Below are 23026 nucleotides of genomic sequence, written 5' to 3'. Positions count from 1 at the left end.
TGTTTAATCCAGTGATATAACGATAAGCGGTAGGACATGAACAAATCATCTGTTGGACGTTTTTTCGAAGACTTTTCTTTAGGTCAAATCATTGAGCACCCGATTCCTCGAACTATTACAGACGGGGATGTGAGTCTTTATATTGCACTAACCGGTAGTCGCTTTAGCTTATTCTGTAATCATCATTTGGCGCGTAAGGTTGGTTTTGATAGACCGCCTGTGGACAACCTTCTTCTTTTTCATATTGCTTTTGGCAAAACCGTTCAGGATATCTCACTGAATGCTGTTGCCAATCTTGGTTATGCTGAAGTGCAGTTTGTATTGCCGGCTTTTATTGGTGATACCATTTCGGTCTTATCTGAAGTAATTGGCCTCAAAGAAAACTCCAATGGAAAGACTGGTATTGTTTATGTTCATTCGCGAGCGATGAATCAGGATGGACATTCTGTAGCCAGCTGGAAGCGTTGGGTGATGGTGCACAAAAAAGCTGAAGGGATGCAGAATACTTTTGCAGTAGAACCTCAGCTTAACTCTGAAGTAAGCCCAGCTTATCTTGCCTTGCCGGATCAGTTTAATGCTGATCAGTACAGTTATATTGCCAGCGGCGAAGAGTTTGCATTCAAAGATTATCAAGTCGGTGAGTGGATTGATCATATTGATGGTCTGACTATCGACGCCAGCGAGCACACTATGGCAACTAAACTGTATCAGAACAATGCCAAGGTGCACTTTAATTATCACCAGATGCAAGACAGCCAGCATCAGCAACGTTTAGTCTATGGTGGTCACATTATTTCTCTCTGTCGCAGCCTGTCGCATAATGGACTGGCCAACGCGCAATGGTTAGCGGCTATCAATGGCGGGGTGCATCTTAATCCTTGTTACGCTGGCAATACAATTTACGCTGCGACACAGGTCCAAAACAAGTATGAACTAGGCTTTGGATTGGGGGCATTAAGACTTAGAACTATTGGTTTTAAGAATGTGCAATGGCAGTCCATTAAAGAACAGGTGTCCTCAGCCACAAATCCGAAAACAGATTTTCCAGAAAATGTTGTACTGGATCTCGATTACACTGTCTTAATTCCCAATACCTGAGCTTTTTAAAACGATAGGTCTTGATGCCGCTTTATGATAAGTTGCCTTATCTTTTGGCTCACTCGCTGAGTTCTTTTGGCTTTCGCCACTGTATTGAGATTGATGTATGACTTTTGGCTTAGGTGAGATATTCGCGCTTTCATCCGCGATATGCTGGGCAACGGCGATTATTTTATTCAAACATTCTGGCGAAACTCTTAGCGCGACCGCGCTCAATCTCTTCAAAAATATCCTGGCAACCTTTCTGTTGGTACCCACTGCTTTACTGATGGAAGGGTTTCAATTGCCACAGTTGGATGCTATTAATTGGACAATTGTAGCTATTAGTGGCTTTATTGGGATTGCGCTGTCCGATACCTGGTATTTTCTGGCTTTGCGGAAAGTTGGGGCGGGCAATACCGCTATTGTTTCCAGTCTATATAGCCCATTCGTTATAGTACTGTCGGTTCTATTCCTAAATGAGACACTTCACTGGAGCCAGTTTATTGGTTTCTTGATGGTGTTAATTGGAATCGTTCTGGTAACCTGGCAACGCAACCGAAAGAACGTTGATACACCAGTTTTATGGCAAGGGCTTGCGTTAGCAGCCGGAGCTGTTTTCCTGAATGCCGTTGGTGTGGTGATGGTTAAAAGGATTCTGGAAGGTGATGGCTTCTTCTGGATCATCAGTTTACGCCTTATTGGTGGAATAATGGGCTCAATTGTCCTGTTGCTCATTGGGGGTAAATTTTTACGTGTAATCCGAGAGCTAAAGCAACCCAGGGACTGGCGCATCTTGATCATCGCCAGTGTGCTTGGAACCTATATCTCGATGATGCTTTGGCTGGGCGGCTATAAATATACTGATGCCATTATAGCTTCGGTGCTGAATGAAACGTCGATTATGTTTATTGTGCTATTTGCCTGGTTATTCCTGAAAGAAGAAGTGAACCGTCGTCGTTTAGCGGGTGTGGTACTCGCCTTCCTTGGCGTGATTGTATTTGTTTATAACAGTGGTGGTTAAGACTGTTATTTTGTCATTAATAAACCTGACCAACACGAACAATTTTCATGGCATTAGTGCCACCCAGAACTCCCATAGAATCCCCTTTAGTAATAATTACCAGGTCTCCATCTTCTACGAAGTTTCTCAGTCTTAATTCTTCAACGGCTAGCCGATTAACATCATGCTTTGCTAATACTGTTGGATCAAACTCAATCGCTTCTACACCACGATAAAGCGCTACCTTGCGAAGAGTCTGCTCATTGCGACTCAATGCAAAAATCGGCATACCCGAGCGAATACGCGACAACCATAATGCCGTTGATCCTGACTCCGTTAGTGCGACAATGGCTTTAACACCTTTGAGGTGATTGGCGGTGTACATAGTTGCCATGGCAATTGCTTCATCAATCAGTTCAAAAGACATCTCATTACGGTGACGAGACATTCGAATCATGGATTGTTTTTCGGCACCAAGACAGACGTTAGCCATTGCTTGAACGGTGCGCGCAGGGTTGTCGCCTGTTGCGGTTTCAGCGCTTAGCATTACTGCATCGGTACCATCTAATACTGCATTAGCCACATCGAAGACTTCGGCTCGCGTCGGAATAGGGTTGTGGATCATGCTTTCCATCATTTGTGTGGCAGTAATGACCACACGATTAAGAGCTCGAGATCTGGAAATGATATGTTTTTGAACACCAATTAATTGAGCATCGCCAATTTCGACACCTAAATCACCACGTGCCACCATGACCGCATCGGATGCCATGATAATGGCATCAAGTATTTTGTCATCGTTTACAGTTTCGGCACGTTCGATTTTTGCCACCAAATTGCTGTTACCGCCTGCCTTTTGCAGCAGCTTACGTGCTTCATGCATATCGTCAGCACTTCTTGGAAAAGAAACCGCCAGATAATCCACATGCATGGCGGCGGCAATTTTGATGTCTGAGCGATCTTTGTCGGTAAGAGCCGGGGCTGAAAGACCACCGCCTAACAGGTTAATCCCTTTATTATTACTTAATACGCCACCAATAATGACTTCGGTAATGATTTCAGTTGAAGTTAAACGCTTAACCTCTAACTGAATACGACCATCATCCAACATCAAGTGATTGCCTTCTTTTAAATCAGCAGGTAGTTGTTTGTAATCAATGCCAACCCGTTCTTCGTCACCGGCTTCTTTTTCCAGTTCGGAATCAAGGATAAAAGTCGCTCCAACTTCCAGGTTTATTTTGCCATTTTTAAAGCGAGCGATGCGGATCTTTGGACCCTGTAAGTCACCGAGAATAGCAATATAGCGGTTCATGTCCCGCGAGATTCTGCGAATCTGTTCAGCTCGATGAATATGATCTTTAGCTTCACCATGAGAGAAATTCAGCCGAAAAACATTGGCGCCAGCTTTAATTAATGATCGAATGGTATCGTCTGATTCAGTGGCGGGCCCCAGGGTGGCAACAATTTTGGTGCGTTTAAACATATGGTTTTTGCTCAGTTTTTGATAGATATGTTTGATAATTACCAGTGTAAAGGCAAGCACTGGAAAAACAACACCATTGTAGAGAAAAAAGGGCAGGGCTGCTATTGATCAGTATTAAGTTTTTATAAAACGATTGATATAAAAAAAGGGGCGTAAAGCCCCTTTAATTAAACACCGCTTTGTAGTTAGTTGCTTTCGTATGCTTCTTGATCTTTAGCAATACTTTTGGCATCGCGACCAAGGAACCAATCTTTGACGCTACCTAATGCGACGTATAAGCAGGGTACCCAGATTAGCGTAATCACTGTTGCAAAGACGATACCAAATGCCAGTGAGACCGCCATCGGGATCACTAACTGTGCTTGCAAACTGGTTTCAGTAGTGATTGGTAACAAGCCGAAGAAGGTCGTCAATGAGGTCAAGATAATGGCTCGGAAACGACGAGTACCGGCATTAACAGCAGCTTCAATACGTGACATACCTTCTGCTCGCGCCCGGCCAATAAAGTCGACCATCAACAAGCTATCATTCACTACAACCCCCGATAAAGCAATAATACCGAAGAAGGAGAACATGGTTAAATCCAGTCCTAAAAGTAAATGCCCTACCATTGCTCCAATAATACCGAATGGAATCGCTGACATGACAACCACAGGTTTGATATAGGATTTTAAAGGTATTGCCATTAAACCGTAAATTAATATAAGAGCAATAGCAGCCCCTTGAAGAAGTTCTCTTTGTAACTTTTCGGCGTCTTCACTAGGGCCACCTTTTTCCAGTTTTACCGTAGGGTGTTGCGCCAATATACCTGGAACAATGTTAGTATTCATATCCTCTTGAATCTCTCCAGAGGTGATCGGTGCCTGAGGGCTAACATCCGCGCTAATGCGATTTGCGCGCACACCATCAATCCTTGAAATTCTCGCGTAACCTTCTTGCACCTTATAGTCAGCCACATCGGTGAAAGTGACATATTCCCCAGATGGTGTTCTGATTGGCATCTGTTCCAGGTTGCCAATTGAGCGTCTATCTTCTAGCGGATATCGAACAAAGACTTTTATTTCTTCGTTATCGCGTAAGAAACGCTGAGCTTCTGAGCCATAGAATGCATTTCGAACCTGCTGAGATAGGACTTGAGTGCTTAATCCCAGGTTATAGCCGTGCGGTTTCACTTCAACAACGACTTCTTCTTTACCACCGGATAAGTTATCACTGATGTCATAAACACCGTCATACTCAGCCAGTTTGGCTCGGATTTTCTCCGTAACAATCTGTAATTCTTCAATATCTGAACCGACTAGACGATACCCCACTCGATCACCGCCAGGGCCACCGCCACCGCCGCCAAAGCTTATTTCTTCAATAGCGGGTAATGTTCCGACCATGTTTCGCCAGCGGTCAATCAATTCAAATTGATGAATTGGTAAGTTTTCACTCTTCACCAACTCAGTCCACATATAACCACCGGTATTTTCACGAGTCCACATAAAGGCATGTTGGAAGACGCCAATGCCATGCTCAGCTTCCACTTCTTTGTGTAGCTCATTAAGCTTGTCCCATACAACCTGAATGTTGCTCATTGCTTGCTCGGCAGTTGCACCTTCAGCCATTTTTATCTCTACAAATACGCCATCATTTGGAATACTTGGGAACATACGGGCTTTGACCCAACCGCTGCCAATAAAGCCGACTGTTGTGATAAATAATATGCAGATAAAGGTTAGAATAGTCAGGCCTCTGTACTTCAAAAATAGCTCAAGTTTTGGCCTGTAAACATTATTGATAAAGCGCGACAATAGATCTTTTACTTTTAAACGTATCGCTCGGAAGAACCCTTTGACGGCTCTTACTTTTGGATTTTTGGTATCCTCTAGTTTGTTGAGTTTCATGTGAGCCAGGTGAGCTGGCAAAATAAGTTTTGACTCAACTAATGAGAACATCAAACAGAACATTACTACGAGACCCATGGATGCCATTGCATTGCTCCATGGTCCGCTGATTGCCAGCATTGGATAGAAAGCTGCTATGGTTGTCAGTACACCAAAGGTTGCAGGCAGGGCGACTCTTTTAGAGCCTTCCACGACACTATCAATGCTGTGACCTTTTTCCTCAATGGAGGCCCAAGCACTTTCAGCAATAATAATTGCATCATCGACAACGATCCCCAGCACCAGAATAAATCCGAAAAGGGTAATCATGTTGATGGTCATGGCAAAGCCTGGATACATATACATCAAAGCAAATGCTCCCAGGAAACAGAGAGGGATGCCAATCATGACCCAGAAAGCAAGTTTAAAGCGTAAGAAGAGAGCTAAAACGATGAAAACTAGTATTACACCTGTGATCATGTTTTTCTGCATCATCTCAAGACGACCTTTCAGGTAATAAGTACCATCCCCCCAAGCTTCAATACCTATTCCTGCCGGAAGTGTGGGAGTTTTCTTATCCAGATAGTCGTAAATTTGCTCAGCTATTAGTAGATCATCAGACTCAAGGGATGAGCGAACTCTCAAGCTGACTGTTGGTTGACCGTCAAAGCGTGACAGAAAATTCCACTCAGCAAAGCCATCATCAATCGCTGCAATATCCGCCAGTAATAGAGTGGTGCCATCCGGACGTGTTATGACCGGTATTTTTGCAAAGTCGTAGGCATCGTAGGCCTGGTTCTTGGTTCTAACCAAGATATCACCGCCTAGAGTTTTAATGGTACCGCTAGGCAAGTCCAGAGAGTGGCTACGAACCGCATTGGCAACATCTTGTAGGGTTAAACCATATTTGCGTAATTGATAATCGCTTACCTGAATACCTACTTCGTAAGGTCTTGCCCCTTGTACCTCAACCAGACCAACGTTCGAAAGCGTCAGGAGTTCATTTTTAATATCCTTGGCATATTCTTTTAGAGTCTGCTCATTAGCATCGCCAAATACATTGAGGCGCATGACGTCGCGTTGGTTGCGATTTTCATAGATCACTGGGCGTTCTGCTAGTGCTGGGAAGTTAGGAATGGCATCAACCTTAACTTTGATTTCATCCATCACCGCAGAAACTTCATAGTTGTCCTGGATTTCTACAGTGATACTTCCCATCCCTTCAGATGCGGTTGAAGTAACTTTTTTTATGCCCTCAATTTCTTTAATATTTTCTTCAATGAGGATGACAATGCCTTCTTCAACTTCCTGAGGTGCGGCACCAGGGTAGGGTACTTGTATACTTACCGAGTTGACAACGATATCCGGGAAAACTTGTTGGCGAAGGTTTATTAAACCTATGACCCCAGCAACAAAAATGAAAATCATCAGTAGATTCGCTGCAACCGAGTTGCGGGCGAACCAGGAGATGATTCCGGTATGTGTATCGTATTGTTTGACCATCTGCGAATTCCTTATTGCTTAGCTGTGTCAGCGCTTGAACTTAAAGCGGTGTCATTGGTATTTGCAGTGCTGGACTTTGACTGGCTGCCAACTTTTTGGACTTTCATACCGTTAACGGGATTATGAACCGGAGTAGTGATGACCTCGTCACCTGACTTTAGGCCGCTATCAATATAAATAGTGTTGGCCTCAGTTCGAGCTAAGGTCACTTCCTGTAAGCGAATTTCACTTTCATTTTCCAGGATCAAAACGGTATTGCCAAAGTAAAGAGCTTGACGTGGAAGAGCTATCAGGCCTTCGCGCTGCTTACCTGCAATTTCTGCTCGGACAAATGTTCCGAATCTCAGCGGTTTTTCATCACTATTTTGTGCTTTTAAATTATAAGGGTCTTGAATTTGAGCGACCAGGTAGGTTAAGCGGTTGGTTTGCTCAACAACACCTTCGGTACGAACTATTTTACCGAACCAATTTTGCTCCTCTCCTGCATAGCTGCCCAGTAGGCGCACATCAGGTTGTTTTTGCGGATTTTCCATATCGGGTAGGCGAAGGAAAGCTAACTCTTGATCAGGAACCGGTAAGCGAACTTCGGCATACTCAGTGCCGTACAGAGTGGCTACCTGACTGCCGACATTAACGAACTGACCTAAGCCAACCATCTTGCTTTGAATCAAGGCGTTAAAACTGGCTTTAACTTTGGTTCTTTCTAAATCGCGACGGGCACGCATCAGATCTGCTTCTGCAGATTGAACCGAAGCTTCAGCTTGTTTGAGCTGTGGGAGTCGTAAAGCCAGATCAGAAGGTTCTCCTTTACCAATCTTCTTCCAGTCTTTACGAGCTTGCTCGGTTCTGGCTTGAGCATCTTGATAACTTGCCTGGGCTTGTGCAAGGGCGGCTTCAGCACTGCGTACATTAGCAACATAATTAGCTGGGTCAATGGCAAACAGGGTTTCACCTTTTTCGACAAATGCACCTACCCGAAAGTTATCAGAGACACTGATAATGCGGCCGCTAACCTCTGCAACCATAGTTGAATTCTCAACTGGCAGAACAGGTCCTTGGCTGTCAACAATGAATTGAATGTCTTCACCTTCGACAGTTTTGGTTTCAACGACGATGGCTTGGACAAAAGGTTTCTTTTTTGGTGGTTCCGGCTTCATGTTGATGAGCCCCCAAATAATTATCGCTGTTGCAATAACTATTGATACACCAATTACGATTCTTTTGGTCATTATTTTTTCCCGCTTAACAAATTTTAGGATTACTCCAACTCGAAGCTATTATAACTCTCGACCATTTTTATAACCTAATGTTCAGTAATGACAAAAGGTTAACAAATGTTTCAGTCCTGTATTTTAAAGGCTGAAGTGTGAAAAAAAGGTGCCCAAAGGCACCTTTTTGTTGTTTTTAGATAGTAATTAACTATGAAGGGTTTAGTTAGATAGTTTGAATTATTTGGCTTTTAGCCACTGATGTAACCAATTATTGACCACTTGATGCCATTGAATGCTGTTATTAGGCTTTAATACCCAGTGATTTTCATTCTCAAAAATTAATAATTGGCTTGGTATATCCTGACGCTGAAGCGCAGTGAAAGTGGCCAATGACTGTGTTTCTGGAACTCGGTAGTCTTTGCTACCTTGGACCACTAACATCGGTGTTTTCCAGTTTTTAACAAAATGAACTGGATTATGTTTCTCAAAGTTTTCCGGTGTATCGAAATAGGTACCACCATTTTCCCATTCAACAAACCAAAGTTCTTCTGTTGAGTAGTACATCATGCGGTTGTCGAAAATACCGTCATGATTAACCAGACATTTAAATTGATCAGACCAATTACCGGCAATCCAGTTGATCATGTAACCGCCATAAGAAGCGCCTAAAGCACAGGCGTTATCAGTATCAACAAACTCATAATTCTCTTCAACGTAGGCTAAACCTTTCTGTAAATCTTCCAGTGGTTTGCCACCCCAGTCACCTGTAATTGCATCTGTGAAGTCCTGGCCATAGCCTGTAGAGCCATGGAAATCGATCATGACTGCAACAAATCCCTGACCGGCGTAGGTCTGTGGATTCCAGCGATAATGAAAGTGATCACCAAAGCTGCCTTGAGGGCCACCATGGATCAGGAAAGCTAATGGGTATTCCTTGTCTTCGTCAAAATCGACAGGTTTGACGATATAGCCATAGACGGTTTCATCATCCCAACCTTTGAAGTTGAATTGCTCATACTCACCAAATTCTAGCTCGGACATGACATCTTGATTAACATGAGTCAGTTGACGTTTGTTAGCGCCATTAAGCTCCATCACATACAAATCAGCAGGATTTTTCAGATCGTCATATTGATAAACGACCTTATCTGAGCCCACATCAAATGCTGACACATAGCCAGCGTCAGTGAGCTGTTGTTTTTGTCTGGTTGCTAAATCATAGGACCAGATAACATTTTTGCCAATATGGTTACCATACAAGAAGACCTGTTTGCCGTCTTTGCTGAACTGGAAGCCGTAGAAAGAGCGATCCCAGTCTTTGGTAACGTTTTCTGTTTTGCCAGATTTTAAATCACGAATGTGCAACTGACGACGATCCGCTTCAAAGCCCGGACGATCCATCGCAAGCCAGGCTAGTTTTTTGCCATCGGGACTAAATACAGGTTGGGTATCCCAAGCCAGATTTGCTTTGGTCAGGTTGTTAACTTTGCCACCAGCAATGGAAACTTCGTACAAATCAAAGTTGGTAGAAGTTGGCTCATTGTTATCGGCGATACGTAAAGTAAAAATGACTGTCTTGCCATCTGGACTAATAGCGTACTCTTCGTCGCCACCAAAAGGGCTGGAGGGAACATTACCGTTTAAGCTATGGGAAAGGGCAGTTGCATCTGTAAAAGGCGACTTAGAAAGCTTGGCGCTAAACAAACGGCTTTGCGTACCTTCTAACCAATGATCCCAGTGACGGACAAAGATCTTGTCATACAGCTTGCCTTCCTGTTTGCTATTGCTCGCTGCTTCAGTTTTTTCTTTGCTGCATTTTAGGGTATCGCATTCCGGGTAAACCGATGCGCTAAAAACAACCTGCTCTCCCGTTGGTGACAGCTTATAAGTACCTATACTGACAGGTACATCAGAAACTTGCTCAATAGACTCTGACGCTACCGCATATCGCCACAGCTGATTGCTACCACTGCGACTTGATAGGAAATAAAGGTAGCTGCCATCAGCCGACCATTTTGGGCTGGTATCAGCAGCAGGGTCGGTCGTAATCTGTTTAGGTTTACTCTTTTTATCAATCGAGCTGGTCAGGTAAATATCAAAAGTACCTTTATCAGCTTCGAGATCAGTGGTTCGTAGCATATAAGCGACTGTCTTTCCGTCAGGTGAGAGAGTAGGGGAGGCAACCCGCTTCATGGTCACCATATCTTCAGCCGTAAAAGGCTTTGATGCCATAGCTTCACCAGCGTTTAAAGCCAGTAAGCCAAATACCAAGAATAAATGTTTCATAACAGACTCAAATTTTTATTAGTGCTAGGTGGCCAAAACTATACTGAGCTTTTCGAGCTAAGTCGATAATTTGCATCAAAATACAGTTGACAGTAGTAAGCTCCGTGCTAAAATGCGCGCCATTGTTTTGGGGCTATAGCTCAGCTGGGAGAGCGCTACACTGGCAGTGTAGAGGTCAGCGGTTCGATCCCGCTTAGCTCCACCAATTTTGTGTTACTGCTTTGTTGATTAGTTCGTCGTTTACTGGTGTAAACTTCCTCACTATTCACCTCGCATTAACAGCAAAATGTTCAACGTAAGAATTGTGTCCCGTTCGTCTAGAGGCCTAGGACACCGCCCTTTCACGGCGGTAACAGGGGTTCGACTCCCCTACGGGATGCCATATACAGAAAAAGCCCAGCTATATGCTGGGCTTTTTTGTATCTATGCATTCTGTATGGTGACGGAGAAGCCCTGTAAGGGTTCGAAAAATTTGTCGGGAACAAATTTTAACAGCGGAGCGGAGCGACGCTGGCCCGAAGGGCGAAGCACAGGATGTGCTGAGTACTCCCCTACGATAAGTCAACACAGACCGAAAGTTGCTCCTGCATTTTCGGCATTCCTGACGTCCCTGTCAGTCAGATTCAGTTTTCGGCCTCCCCGGTAGCCATAGCACTGTGTTGACCTAGGCTACCTTGTCGCTGAGCTTTTTCTACCGAGCAGCCTAGAGAGTTTCTGAAAGGTCAAAGAGCAGATACTGACTTCCGTCAGTATGACATAACTCTGGATAATACTATTGATTTTGGATGGGACTACTGCATTGGCTTTTCCCTTACGATTTACAGTGAAACAGAGAGGATTGGTCAGTCTCTTCTGATTAATATGGCTTTACTCCAGCTGTACCTTTCTTAACCTATCTGACTGATTTATCGCCACTTTCGATTTAAAACAGTAAAAAACCTAAAAAGAGCCATAAAAATTTTGACAAACGGGGGTAGGGGCATTATTATTGCGCCCGCGTTTGAGAGAACAGTTTCAAACATTGTGTCCCGTTCGTCTAGAGGCCTAGGACACCGCCCTTTCACGGCGGTAACAGGGGTTCGACTCCCCTACGGGATGCCATATAAATAAAACCCAGCCCTTGTGGCTGGGTTTTTTTATATCATGTCGAAAGTGCAGGAGAACCAGTTCGACGACCGCCATGGATGGCGGAAGTGCAGAATTTGCATGGAGCAAAATTCTGCCTCCCCTACGGACAGCCAAGACTCCCGGCATTGTTGCTGCATTCCCCACATCCCTGTGGGTCAGTGCCATATAAATAAAACCCAGCCCTTGTGGCTGGGTTTTATTATATCATGTCGATAATGAAGGAGAACTCGTTCGACAAGCACCAGGGCAGGATTTGTTCCCGACAAATCCCTGCATTTCCTCCATCCATGGAGGTCAGATGGTTGAAGTGCAGAGTTTGCACGACTGCATGGATGCAGGAGTTAGAGCAACGCAGGAGCTGTTGCCGAGGAGCAAAACTCTGCGCCCTTAAGCCCCTCAGAACTGATAGCCAGGACAGGATTTGTTCCTGACAAATCTCTGCATTTCCTCCAGCGAGAGTGTCAATGCATTGGAATGGCAGCCACAAAAAAGCCCGACACATGGTCGGGCTTTTAGAAGAGTTACAGCTGGTTTAAGCTGTTTCTTCTGAATCTTTCTCTGAAGGTGCCATAAAGAATAACAATGCGCCCACTACGACTAGGCCACCGCGTATTGTCCATGCGATGTTTTCACCCCAGTTGTTAATCCAACCGAGTAGTTTTAACTCATAGTCGAAGAAGAATAGAGCGATGGAAGCAATCCCCAATAAAGCAATGAATGAACCTAAGTTTTTCATAATAATATCCCCATTTACTGTGTTTTGTTTTAGTGTTCAGGATTCAAAATACGGAACAATGGATAGAAAATCAACACATTAATCAGTATTAATGGCAGACAAGGTATTGTCGACACGAGCCATTAATATGGTCATTTCTGCGAAGTTCTTAATTGTTTCTGCTAGATAATCCTTTAAAGTTTTATTCATTCTAGGTAATTGAATTTATGCTATAGTCGCTAACAATTTAGAGTATGAACTTTGAGAAAATATCATGTTAGACACTTTAATTAATCGTGTTTCTTGCGGACGCTTAAAAGCACCTGCACCAACTAAAGAAGAGATGAATCAGGTTTTTAAGGCTGCTTTAAGGGCTCCCGATCACAAGCGCCTGATGCCTTGGCAATATATTGTGTTCGAGGGTGAAAATGCTTTGAATGAGTTAGGAGAGAAGTACCGTTTGGCTTGTGTGTCTGAGGATCCCAACGCTGAGATTGAAAAGCAGGAAAAGACTAAGTCGTTGCCTCACCGTGCGCCAATGGTCGTTGTTGCGGTGGCAAAAGCTCGTGGGCATGAAAAAGTCCCACATATTGAAGAAGTGCTGTCTACTGGAGCGGGCGTGCAGAATTTAATGTTGGGTCTTGATAGCTTAGGCTATGGCGCTTACTGGCGGACAGGACCTTTGGCCTTTAATGAGCATCTTAGGCCATTACTAGGGTTAGATCACAATGATACGATTGTGGGCTTTATCTATATAGGCACGCCAGATATGGAGCTTAAAGCGAAGCCAATCCCTGATGTCGATGATTTTGTCAGTTGGGCTTAATTATATCTTACATCTTATATCTAGAGAGTGTAGAGAGAGCGAGAGAATGTGTGGAACAGGGAAAGGGAAGGGCTAAAACTCTTCCCATAGTTTTGATTTTTTATCTTTGTAGTCAGGGTTGTCACGCTTTTCGTTTATCTCATCATACTTAGCTTTTTCCGCACGACGAGAAGGCGAGTCAGGCTTAATCGTCTCATCAAGCTCTTGCAAAAAATCTGTGATTTCACTGGTGTAATTCTTTTTTGACATAGCTGTTTCCGTTGGCTGTGTACTGACTTCATACTAGCTCAATGCAATAAAAAAGGCCACGTTTGTGGCCTTAATCATTTGAGCACAATTATAAGTAATTAGAACTTAACGTTATTAGGTACACGAGGGAATGGGATTACATCACGGATGTTTTGCACGCCAGTGACATAAGACACGCAGCGGTCAAAGCCTAAACCAAAACCAGCGTGCGGCACTGTGCCATAACGACGCAGGTCGCGATACCACCAGTAATCTTCAGCTGGTAAGCCCATTTCTTCAATACGCTTATCGAGCACGTCCAGGCGCTCTTCACGTTGCGCACCACCGATGATCTCGCCAATGCCTGGAGCTAAAACATCCATTGCGGCGACTGTTTTGCCATCGTCGTTCAAGCGCATATAAAAGGCTTTAATGTCTTTCGGGTAGTTCATGACCACGGTTGGGCGACCAACATACTCTTCTGCAATGTAGCGCTCGTGCTCTGATTGTAGGTCGATGCCCCATTCGACAGGGTAGTCAAACTTCTTGTCGGCTTTTTTCAGCACTTCGATGACATCTGTGTAACTCATGCGCTCAAAGTTGTGATTAATGACGTTTTCAAGGCGGTTGATGCAGTCTTTGTCAACGCGCTGCTGGAAGAAGGCCATATCATCAGCACATTCGTCTAGCACCGCTTTGAAGATGTATTTCATCATGGCTTCGGCTAAATCGGCGTTATCCGACAAGTTGGCAAAAGCAATTTCAGGCTCGACCATCCAGAATTCAGCTAAGTGGCGGCTGGTGTTGGAGTTTTCGGCACGGAAAGTAGGGCCAAAGGTGTAAACCTTGGACATGGCCATACAGTAACTTTCGACATTAAGCTGACCGGATACGGTCAAAAAGGATTCTTTGCCGAAAAAGTCCTGACTGTAGTCGATATCGCCCTTGTCATTTTTTGGTAGGTTGGTCATGTCCAGCGTGCTGACGCGGAACATTTCACCAGCACCTTCGGCATCCGATGCAGTAATAATTGGCGTGTGAATCCAGTAAAAACCTTGCTCATGCATGAAGCGGTGAACCGCTTGTGCCAGGCAGTTGCGAACACGAGTAACGGCACCGATTAAATTAGTGCGTGGACGCAAGTGTGCATTATCACGTAAAAATTCAACCGAATGAGGCTTTGGCTGAATCGGGTAGGTGTCAGGCTCATCAACCCAGCCTAATACTTCAACTTCAGTGGCCTGGATCTCGAATGACTGGCCTTTACCTTGTGACTCAACCAATTTGCCAGTAACGCGTACTGAGCAACCGGCGGTAAGCTTAACCACTTCGGACTCATAATTAGCCACATTATTATCGACTACTGCCTGAATGGGATTAAAGCAGCTACCATCGTGGATATTGACGAACGATAGTCCGGCTTTTGAATCACGACGAGTACGTACCCAGCCTTGAACGGTAACTTGCTCACCGGCGGCTGGTTTGCCCGCTAGGGCGTCGACAATAGATACTAACATGATATTAAGGCTCCGATTTACCTTCTAAATTAGACGTGAGAATTTATATTAATTTTCAATTTAAAACTTTTGTTTTCCTTCGAGTTTCAGGCGAAGGTTGACCGCTTTTTTCTGATCATCAGTAAAGGTATGCCAGTTAAGGACTTCGTCAAAGGTACGGCCACAACCGCGACACACTTCATCGCCCAGAACGGTACTACAGACGCCAATGCATGGCGAAGCAGTAGGGCTTCTTTGACCTTTGCTTGACATGGACACGATCTCTCCTGCAAAACTCACGAAAAAACAAACGCAGTATGTTACCGTGAGAAGCTCTCATTGGCTAGTGATAATCGTAATCCATAAACACTGGATAGGTTCATATTCAGTTACCATCTAAGGCTTGTAATTATTAGGGCTGTCAGCTATCTTGCCGCTATTGTAAATTTCCTGAAAATAGCATGTTTCAACTAGACGAATCACAAATCCAAGACTATCAGAATGATAAACCAGAATACTATCGCCAATTAGCGCTTCAGCTTGACGCTTTATTGGCAGAAGATAGCAACTGGATTACCAATATGTCACAAATGTCAGCTTTTATCTTCCAGATGCTGCCTGATTTGAACTGGTCCGGGTTTTATCTGGTCAATCCAGAAAAGACTGAAAGCCTTATTCTTGGGCCGTATCAGGGTAAAGTGGCTTGTGTCCATATTCCTTTTGGGCGTGGTGTCTGTGGCGCGGCGGCAGCTACTCTGGAAACTCAGTTGGTAGAAGACGTCCATCAGTTTGAGGGCCATATTGCCTGTGATGCTGCCTCGCAAAGCGAAGTAGTGATTCCAGTAGTGGTTGATGGCGACTTAAAAGGGGTGCTGGACATTGATAGTCCGATCAGGAATCGTTTTGATCAGCAGGATGCGGATGGTTTAACCCTGCTTTTAAATACCTTCATCAAGCAAACACAATTTCCATAGCAGGCCCACTAATGAGTATTCGTCCTTTTCATCTAGCTATTCCAGTGCATGATTTAGAGCAGGCCAGACAATTTTATGGTCAGGTCTTAGGCTTCGCCGAAGGCCGCTCCAGCGATCATTGGATTGACTATGACTGCTACGGGCATCAGCTGGTGGTGCATCTTGATGAGGCCATGAGTGTTGATCATGATAAAGCCAATAATCAGGTTGATGGTCATGCCGTTCCGGTACCACATTTTGGTGTTGTGTTGGATATGGCGACCTGGCAAGATTTAGCCGAACGATTAAAAGAACAGGGCACCCAGTTTGCCATCGAGCCTTATATTCGTTTCAAAGGTCAGCCCGGCGAGCAAGCGACCATGTTCTTCTATGACCCCTCTGGCAATGCACTGGAATTTAAGGGGGTTGATGATTTAAGCCAGCTGTTTGCTAAATAGAGCTCTACGCCTCAACTGCTGTTTCTATATTGCAGTTGAGAGAGCCAGTCGAAAACGTTTGATTCAGCATTTCTTCTAATTCGATTAAGTGGGTTAACCCTCTTTCTTCGGCTTTAATGTGGGGACTACTTATGGACAACTTCACCCCAAACTTTAAGCTAGACTCAAATACCCAACCGTAGCCGTCAGGACGAATTTCATTGTTAGCGCTTAGCTCAATCTCATTGAGTATTTCATCCACTTTATTTAATAAACACTTGTAGTCAACATCGGAAACGGGATGTTTGCCCCCATATATCTCCTTAGGGACTTCCTTGTATAGCTCTTGAATATTAGGGTATTGGTATTTCAGTAAATAAAAGTCATCACGAAACTCATCATTGAGTTGGTAAACAGTCACAGTTTCAAAGCTAGGGGCAATAATCAGACGAAACTTATAATGGTCTGGGAAATGAATATCGCTACTTTCTATAGACTGCACAGAGCTAGAGGCTATAGTCAGCACGATACCAATTAATCCCAGCAGTTTTTTCATCTTCAGCCTTAAAAATTCATCGCCTTAATCACTTCGTCCGGCAGTTTAGGCAGTGCCGAGCGCGGAATCAGGAATGTGGTCAGGTTAAATAAGTCACGGAAGAAGCGGTTGTTTTGAGTGGTTTGCTTTAAATAGTCATGGCCTGCCGAGCCGCCAGTACCAATCTTCGAACCAATCATGCGCAACACCATAGTAGTGTGGCGATAGCGCCAGGTTGTGAACTTCTCATCAATTTCAACAAGGCTCTGTAATAGTCTGAAAGGACCATTCAGCATGGGCTGCTCACGGTATAAATTGATAAATAAAGCGCTGAGCGTCGCTTCCTGGCTCATGCGGAAACGGCCTTGAGTTTTCAGTTCGTCGTACTTTTCTTTATCGAATAATGCATCAAAAGTGGCGTGGGTATTTTCCAGATCATTCAGCTGGAAGGTTTTTTCCGCATCGCTGAGATAATCAGCTTCTTTAAGCACCTTTTCGTCGTGAGTGAGCATGGTTTCCACGGCATCTTTGAAAATATTCCAGAATTTAAAGTCACCAAACTCAAGAAATGGCATACGCTCCAGCCACTTTTCTACTGCATCAAATAGTGAGGGCTTTTCTTCCAGGTCCATCAGGTAGTTGCGATCTTTTTCGTTAAGGCGGCTGTAGAAAGACTTCTTGTCGAAATTAATGCGGTATTCTGATTTCAAACCCAACAGAATCTCAATCTCTTTAAATTGAATGCTCTGAAAACCTGATGCTGGAATGAGGTAGTCTCTGAAGTCCAGAAAGTCGAGCGGCGTCATGGTTTCCAGAATATCTATTTGATCGACTAGTACATCCTGAATGCGGTGGATACGCTCTAGTCGTAAGTTGACTGTGCTGATATTGCTTTCGTCCACATGACTTTGCGAGAGCACGGGTAGGATCGAGTGGATTTCATGCAGAACTTGTTTGAACCACAATTCATATGCCTGATGCACAATAATAAATAAAGTTTCATCATGTGCCTCGGCACCATACTTGGTGCTTTCAGGATGCTGGGCATCTAACAGCTTATTAAGCTGAAGATACTCAGGATAGTAACAGGGTTTCGTATTTTTTTGCATGATCCACCATTTGTATTGTCATCAACTGTTTGGGTAGTGTTTACCAGTCAGAAATAATATTCAGAAAAATAAAAAGGAGCACATCAAGTGCTCCTTTAAATTATAGACCTTTGAAAAAAATATTGTCAGCAATAATTTTTCAAAGGTAGGGCGCCTTTCGTGTGATCAGCGCCTATTGAGATCAACGTTTATTAAGATCAGTATACTCACGCTCAGTTGCGCCCGTGTATAACTGACGAGGACGACCAATACGACGATCATCTTCACCAATCATTTCGTGCCACTGAGATACCCAGCCCACAGTACGCGCCAAGGCGAAAATGACTGTGAACATATTAGTCGGGATTCCCATAGCATCAAGAATAACGCCCGAGTAGAAGTCTACGTTCGGGTACAGTTTCTTCTCAATGAAGTATGGATCTTCAAGTGCTATTTTTTCCAGCTCAAGCGCGATTTTGAAGATTGGGTCGTCATGTTTGCCCAATAAATCTAAAACTTCGTGCGCACTTTCACGCATGACTTTAGCGCGAGGGTCAAAGTTTTTATAAACGCGGTGACCAAAGCCCATCAAACGGAATGGATCGTTTTTATCTTTCGCGCGTTCAATAAATTCAGGGATACGGCTGACATCACCAATTTCACGCAGCATGTTCAAGCAGGCTTCGTTAGCACCACCGTGCGCAGGGCCCCACAAACATGCAATGCCTGAAGCAATGGCTGCGAATGGGTTAGCGCCAGAAGAGCCAGCTAAACGTACTGTCGAAGTTGATGCATTCTGCTCATGGTCAGCGTGCAGGATAAAGATACGATCCATCGCTTTAACCAATACTGGGTCAGGTTTCCAGTCATTAGTAGGCATGCTGAACATCATATTTAGAAAGTTCTCAGCCAGGCTCATATCGTTATCAGGATACACAAAAGGATGGCCTACGCTGTAGCGGTAACACATAGCCGCAATAGTGGGCACTTTAGCAATTAAGCGCAATGCACTGATATCGCGGTGTTGTGTGTTATTGATGTCCAATGAATCGTGGTAGAAAGCAGATAGAGCACCTACTACCGATACCATGATCGCCATAGGATGGGCATCACGACGGAAACCGTTGAAGAAGTTCATCATCTGTTGATGAACCATGGTGTGATTATTAATTTTCGCGACGAAATTTTCGTATTCTTCTTTGCTTGGTAATTCGCCATTTAATAGCAGGTAAGCAACTTCTTCAAAATTTGACTGTTCGGCAAGCTGCTCAATAGGGTAGCCACGGTAAAGTAACTGACCTTTTTCACCATCAATGAAGGTGATTTTAGATTCACAGGCGCCGGTTGATACATAACCAGGGTCATAAGTGAAGTAGCCAGCTTTGCCTAACGCTCGTACGTCGATAACGTCTTTACCCAAAGTAGGGGAAAGTACGGTCAAATCCAATTCTTCGCCATTGGGTAAGCTAAGTTTAGCTGTTTGTTGCGACATAAAGTCTCCTTTGGACTATAAATTGCTTACTTTTTACTCAAATAATCGAGTCTAATCTCAATCAGGTGGTGCATTCTACAAAATTTTGCCACATTTTACATGAGATATTTTTGTGACTCTTGATGATGATCAATAAGATTTTGGCATATATAGAAAATCTATTGGGTTAATTAATTGTAATCACCGACAAGCACTTATATAATTTGCCTCCGAAACTTTGTATCACTACGGGGTTCCTGTCTGCAGCGTACTTTTCGGTCGCATTTCACGCAATGAAGCAAGACGGGACACAGAGACTCTCACGCCCTGGCGACCTGGGCAAAAATAGATAAGATACGTCGTGAATCAAAAGAGACCAACAAACCTGAATCTTGCTACGATAAGATTCCCTGTACCTGCAATTTCCTCAATCTTGCACCGTATTACAGGCGTTATATTATTCTTCGCTGTACCCATCCTTTTATGGATGCTGCAAAAATCCTTAACCCCAGCCGGCTTTAGTGAATTACAGTCAATGTTTGGCGAGTCATTCCTTTGGCAATTTATCCTATGGGCTATTACCACCGCTGTTGCTTATCACGTTATTGCAGGTGTCCGTCATCTGTTAATGGATATGGACATCGGTGAGTCCTTAGAGGGCGGCCGCCGTGGCGCATGGTTGGTTATCATTCTATCTGCTATCGCAGCAGTAGCATTAGGAGTGTGGGTATGGGCATAGTAACAGCATCTACAAGTCTAGGTCGCTCAGGCTTACACGACTGGATTATCCAGCGTGTATCAGCACTCGTTATGCTGGCCTATGTGATTTACCTGGGTTATTTCTTGTGCACAACTCCTGAGCTTACTTTCCCGGTATGGCAAGAGTTGTTTGCATCAACCTTTATGAAGGTATTCTCTTTTCTGGCACTCTTGTCAGTTATCGGACATGCTTGGATTGGTTTGTGGATTGTGTCTACAGACTATATGCCTAAATTGGCGATTCGTTTCATCTTCCAAGTATTAGTAATTCTCATCTGTCTTGCGCTGTTAGTGTGGGGCATTCAGATTTTGTGGAGTCTATAAAGCATGTCTAACCCAATCTCCTCGATTCCAACCTATACCTTTGATGCGGTAATCGTTGGTGGCGGTGGCGCTGGTATGCGTGCATCGCTGCAGCTGGCGCAAAGTGGCCAGAAAGTCGCATTGATTTCAAAAGTATTCCCAACTCGTTCGCACACAGTTTCTGCTCAAGGTGGTATTACCGTTGCATTAGGCAACTCACACCCTGACGATTGGCGCTGGCATATGTTCGATACCGTTAAAGGTTCCGATTATATTGGTGACCAGGACGCGATCGAGTATATGTGTGAAAACGGCCCGGCTGCGGTTTATGAGCTGGAGCACATGGGCTTACCTTTCTCGCGTTTGGATAACGGTAAAATTTACCAACGTCCTTTTGGCGGCCAATCTAAAGAATTTGGTGGCGAGCAGGCTGCTCGTACCGCTGCTGCTGCCGACCGTACTGGTCACGCCTTGCTGCACACTTTATATCAAGCCAACTTAAAAGCTAACACTCAATTCTTTAACGAGTGGTATGCGATGGACTTGGTGCGTAATGACGACGGTGATGTTTGTGGTGTTACGGCAATGTGCATCGAAACCGGTGAAATCGCCTTATTTAAATCGCGCGCTACTGTTTTTGCAACAGGTGGCTCGGGTCGCATTTATGCCTCAACCACTAACGCTTTGATCAATACTGGTGACGGTGTTGGCATGGCATTGCGTGCTGGCTTGCCGGTTCAAGATATTGAAATGTGGCAGTTCCACCCAACCGGTATTGCCGGCGCAGGTGTGCTGGTCACTGAAGGTTGCCGTGGTGAAGGTGGTTACCTGATTAATAAAGATGGCGAGCGTTTCATGGAGCGTTATGCGCCGAACGCAAAAGATTTGGCATCGCGTGACGTTGTTGCTCGCTCAATGATGAAAGAAATTTTGGCCGGACGTGGCGCTGGCGCGAATGGCGACCATGTATTCCTGAAGCTTGATCATCTGGGTGAAGATGTTCTTAACTCTCGCTTACCAGGTATCAGCGAACTGGCTAAAATCTTTGCTCACGTTGATCCGGCAAAAGATCCAATTCCTGTGGTTCCAACCTGTCACTATATGATGGGTGGTATTCCGACCAATAAATATGGCCAGGTAATTGACCGTACTCCTGCTGGCGACGAAAAAATCGTTAAAGGTTTCTACGCCGTTGGTGAAGTGGCCTGTGTATCGGTACACGGTGCTAACCGTCTGGGCGGTAACTCGTTGCTTGACCTGGTGGTATTTGGTCGCGCAGCAGGCTTGCACCTTGAAGAGTCATTGCGTGAAGGCCTTCAGTTTTCTGACTTTAATGATTCTGATGCAGAGCGTTCTCTTAACCGTTACAACCGTTGGAATGATTCTAACGATGGTGAAGATCCGGTTGAGCTTCGTCGCGAGTTACAAAATACCATGCAAAACCATTTCGGTGTATTCCGAACTGGTGACTTGATGAAAGAAGGTCTGGACAAAGTTAAGCAACTTCGTGAGCGCATGAAAAATGCTCGCCTGAAAGATAAGTCACAGGCTTTCAACACAGAGCGTGTGGAGTGTCTTGAGCTTGAGAACTTGATGGAAGTTGCCTATGCAACTGCTAAGGCTGCTGAGTTCCGTACTGAAAGTCGTGGTGCTCATAGTCGTGAAGACTTCCCGGATCGTGATGATGAAAACTGGTTAGTTCACTCTGTCTATTACCCAGCTACTGAAGAAATGGGTAAGCGTGATGTGAATATGAGCCCAACCAAAATCGAAGCTTTCCCTCCGAAAGCCCGTACATATTAATCTGTAGCAACAGAATACGGAGTGAAGCAAATGAAATTTAGTATTTATCGCTACAACCCAGAAACGGATAAAAAACCTTACATGCAGGAATATGATTTAGAGGTTCCTGAAGGTTCAGACATGATGTTGTTGGATGCATTGGTTGCGTTAAAAGATCAGGACCCAACCTTGTCTTTCCGTCGTTCTTGTCGTGAAGGCGTTTGTGGTTCAGATGGCATGAACATCAATGGTAAAAATGGCCTGGCTTGTATTACCTCGTTATCAAGTCTGAAAACGCCGATTGTTGTTCGCCCATTGCCCGGCTTGCCAGTTGTTCGTGACCTGGTTGTTGATATGACTCAGTTCTATAAGCAGTATGAGAAAATTAAACCTTTCTTGATTGCTGACGATGAGCCGCCTGCAAAAGAGCGCCTGCAATCACCTGAAGACCGTGCAAAGCTGGATGGTCTTTACGAGTGTATCCTGTGTGCCTGTTGTTCAACTTCCTGCCCATCATTCTGGTGGAATCCGGACAAGTTTGTTGGCCCGGCTGGTTTGTTGCAAGCCTATCGCTTCTTAATTGATAGCCGTGACACACAAACTGAAGAACGCCTGGCGGATCTGGATGATGCATACAGCGTATTCCGTTGTCGTGGCATTATGAACTGTGTTGACGTGTGCCCGAAAGGTTTGAACCCGACTCGAGCTATTGGTCACATACGCTCAATGCTTCTGAAAAGCGGAGTCTAGTTCGACTGATTCTTAAGAAGATTACAAGACGAAAAGATCGGAGTTTATCTCTGTTCTTTTCGTCTTTTTTTGCGATAAACAGGCTACTTTTTGATACATAACGGTTATCGCCTTAAGAGATTGT

Annotated in this window: 20 protein-coding genes and 3 tRNA genes; 12 read left to right on the top strand and 11 right to left on the bottom strand. The window is 44.4% G+C overall.

What is annotated here, in order from left to right:
- Nucleotides 1-36: 36 nt before the first annotated feature.
- Both ACYTXU_RS06805 and ACYTXU_RS06800 read left to right on the top strand, forming a co-directional pair.
- On the top strand, nt 37-1098 hold the full coding sequence (locus ACYTXU_RS06805; protein WP_462205858.1) for a MaoC family dehydratase: 1062 nt from the start codon (nt 37-39) through the stop codon (nt 1096-1098).
- A 106-nt stretch (nt 1099-1204) separates the two neighbouring features.
- Nucleotides 1205-2101 carry a DMT family transporter gene (locus ACYTXU_RS06800; RefSeq protein WP_462205856.1) on the top strand — a complete coding sequence of 299 codons (897 nt, stop codon included), beginning with the start codon at nt 1205-1207 and terminating at the stop codon, nt 2099-2101.
- A gap of 16 nt (nt 2102-2117) precedes the next feature.
- Here ACYTXU_RS06800 and pyk read toward each other — a convergent pair whose 3' ends face one another.
- The 4 genes from pyk to ACYTXU_RS06780 form a co-directional block, all read right to left on the bottom strand.
- Nucleotides 2118-3563, bottom strand: a complete 1446-nt coding sequence (gene pyk / locus ACYTXU_RS06795) for a pyruvate kinase (protein WP_462205855.1) — start codon at nt 3561-3563, stop codon at nt 2118-2120.
- Nucleotides 3564-3748: 185 nt separating this feature from the next.
- Complete coding sequence (locus tag ACYTXU_RS06790) at nt 3749-6934, bottom strand: efflux RND transporter permease subunit (protein ID WP_462205853.1); 3186 nt, start codon at nt 6932-6934, stop codon at nt 3749-3751.
- An 11-nt stretch (nt 6935-6945) separates the two neighbouring features.
- Nucleotides 6946-8163 (bottom strand): efflux RND transporter periplasmic adaptor subunit, encoded by a 1218-nt coding sequence (locus ACYTXU_RS06785; protein ID WP_462205852.1) that lies wholly within the window; start codon nt 8161-8163, stop codon nt 6946-6948.
- A 219-nt stretch (nt 8164-8382) separates the two neighbouring features.
- Nucleotides 8383-10431: a prolyl oligopeptidase family serine peptidase gene (locus ACYTXU_RS06780; protein WP_462205851.1), complete on the bottom strand. Its 2049-nt coding sequence runs from the start codon at nt 10429-10431 to the stop codon at nt 8383-8385.
- 129 nt (nt 10432-10560) lie between these two features.
- Between ACYTXU_RS06780 and ACYTXU_RS06775 the strand changes: the two genes are divergently transcribed.
- From ACYTXU_RS06775 to ACYTXU_RS06765, 3 genes are all read left to right on the top strand, one after another.
- Nucleotides 10561-10636: transfer RNA gene (locus tag ACYTXU_RS06775), tRNA-Ala, on the top strand.
- Nucleotides 10637-10737: 101 nt separating this feature from the next.
- Nucleotides 10738-10813, top strand: a tRNA-Glu gene (locus tag ACYTXU_RS06770).
- 643 nt (nt 10814-11456) lie between these two features.
- A tRNA-Glu gene (locus ACYTXU_RS06765) sits at nt 11457-11532 on the top strand.
- 559 nt (nt 11533-12091) lie between these two features.
- Here the strand turns inward: ACYTXU_RS06765 and ACYTXU_RS06760 are convergent.
- Nucleotides 12092-12295 carry a hypothetical protein gene (locus tag ACYTXU_RS06760; RefSeq protein ID WP_462205850.1) on the bottom strand — a complete coding sequence of 68 codons (204 nt, stop codon included), beginning with the start codon at nt 12293-12295 and terminating at the stop codon, nt 12092-12094.
- Between the two features lie 253 nt (nt 12296-12548).
- Here ACYTXU_RS06760 and ACYTXU_RS06755 point away from each other — a divergent pair, with 253 nt between their 5' ends.
- A complete protein-coding gene (locus tag ACYTXU_RS06755) occupies nt 12549-13100 on the top strand; it encodes a nitroreductase family protein (RefSeq protein WP_462205849.1) in 552 nt (183 codons plus the stop codon).
- A 72-nt stretch (nt 13101-13172) separates the two neighbouring features.
- On the opposite strand, the gene ACYTXU_RS06750 is transcribed toward ACYTXU_RS06755, so the two are convergent.
- The 3 genes from ACYTXU_RS06750 to ACYTXU_RS06740 form a co-directional block, all read right to left on the bottom strand.
- Nucleotides 13173-13349: a CBU_0585 family protein gene (locus ACYTXU_RS06750; RefSeq protein WP_012801478.1), complete on the bottom strand. Its 177-nt coding sequence runs from the start codon at nt 13347-13349 to the stop codon at nt 13173-13175.
- A 98-nt stretch (nt 13350-13447) separates the two neighbouring features.
- The gene (gene asnS / locus ACYTXU_RS06745) at nt 13448-14845 is read right to left on the bottom strand and encodes an asparagine--tRNA ligase (RefSeq protein WP_462205847.1); all 1398 of its coding nucleotides are present in this window, start codon (nt 14843-14845) and stop codon (nt 13448-13450) included.
- Nucleotides 14846-14905: 60 nt separating this feature from the next.
- The gene (locus tag ACYTXU_RS06740) at nt 14906-15097 is read right to left on the bottom strand and encodes a DUF1289 domain-containing protein (RefSeq protein ID WP_026309294.1); all 192 of its coding nucleotides are present in this window, start codon (nt 15095-15097) and stop codon (nt 14906-14908) included.
- Nucleotides 15098-15285: 188 nt separating this feature from the next.
- Between ACYTXU_RS06740 and ACYTXU_RS06735 the strand changes: the two genes are divergently transcribed.
- The gene (locus tag ACYTXU_RS06735) at nt 15286-15798 is read left to right on the top strand and encodes a GAF domain-containing protein (RefSeq protein ID WP_462205846.1); all 513 of its coding nucleotides are present in this window, start codon (nt 15286-15288) and stop codon (nt 15796-15798) included.
- 11 nt (nt 15799-15809) lie between these two features.
- Entirely contained in the window at nt 15810-16235 is a 426-nt protein-coding gene (locus tag ACYTXU_RS06730) for a VOC family protein (protein WP_462205845.1), read from the top strand.
- Between the two features lie 4 nt (nt 16236-16239).
- Here the strand turns inward: ACYTXU_RS06730 and ACYTXU_RS06725 are convergent, their stop codons facing one another.
- From ACYTXU_RS06725 to gltA, 3 genes are all read right to left on the bottom strand, one after another.
- Nucleotides 16240-16770: a hypothetical protein gene (locus ACYTXU_RS06725; RefSeq protein WP_462205843.1), complete on the bottom strand. Its 531-nt coding sequence runs from the start codon at nt 16768-16770 to the stop codon at nt 16240-16242.
- A gap of 8 nt (nt 16771-16778) precedes the next feature.
- Complete coding sequence (locus tag ACYTXU_RS06720) at nt 16779-17858, bottom strand: tryptophan 2,3-dioxygenase family protein (protein ID WP_462205842.1); 1080 nt, start codon at nt 17856-17858, stop codon at nt 16779-16781.
- Nucleotides 17859-18039: 181 nt separating this feature from the next.
- The gene (gene gltA, locus ACYTXU_RS06715; RefSeq protein WP_462209336.1) at nt 18040-19329 is read right to left on the bottom strand and encodes a citrate synthase; all 1290 of its coding nucleotides are present in this window, start codon (nt 19327-19329) and stop codon (nt 18040-18042) included.
- 340 nt (nt 19330-19669) lie between these two features.
- On the opposite strand from gltA, the gene sdhC reads away from it, so the two are divergent.
- From sdhC to ACYTXU_RS06695, 4 genes are read left to right on the top strand one after another with little or no spacing between them, the layout of a single operon-like run.
- Nucleotides 19670-20047 (top strand): succinate dehydrogenase, cytochrome b556 subunit, encoded by a 378-nt coding sequence (gene sdhC / locus ACYTXU_RS06710; RefSeq protein WP_462209334.1) that lies wholly within the window; start codon nt 19670-19672, stop codon nt 20045-20047.
- Nucleotides 20038-20391 carry a succinate dehydrogenase, hydrophobic membrane anchor protein gene (gene sdhD, locus ACYTXU_RS06705; RefSeq protein ID WP_462209332.1) on the top strand — a complete coding sequence of 118 codons (354 nt, stop codon included), beginning with the start codon at nt 20038-20040 and terminating at the stop codon, nt 20389-20391. The genes sdhC and sdhD overlap by 10 nt, the downstream gene beginning before the upstream one ends.
- Nucleotides 20392-20394: 3 nt before the next feature.
- Nucleotides 20395-22173: a succinate dehydrogenase flavoprotein subunit gene (gene sdhA / locus ACYTXU_RS06700; RefSeq protein WP_462209330.1), complete on the top strand. Its 1779-nt coding sequence runs from the start codon at nt 20395-20397 to the stop codon at nt 22171-22173.
- A 30-nt stretch (nt 22174-22203) separates the two neighbouring features.
- Complete coding sequence (locus ACYTXU_RS06695; protein WP_462209328.1) at nt 22204-22902, top strand: succinate dehydrogenase iron-sulfur subunit; 699 nt, start codon at nt 22204-22206, stop codon at nt 22900-22902.
- Nucleotides 22903-23026 lie beyond the last annotated feature (124 nt).

The organism is Kangiella sp. M94, assembly GCF_054926195.1.
The sequence above is the reverse complement of the archived record's forward strand: the minus strand, read 5'-3'. Positions and strand labels throughout refer to the sequence as shown.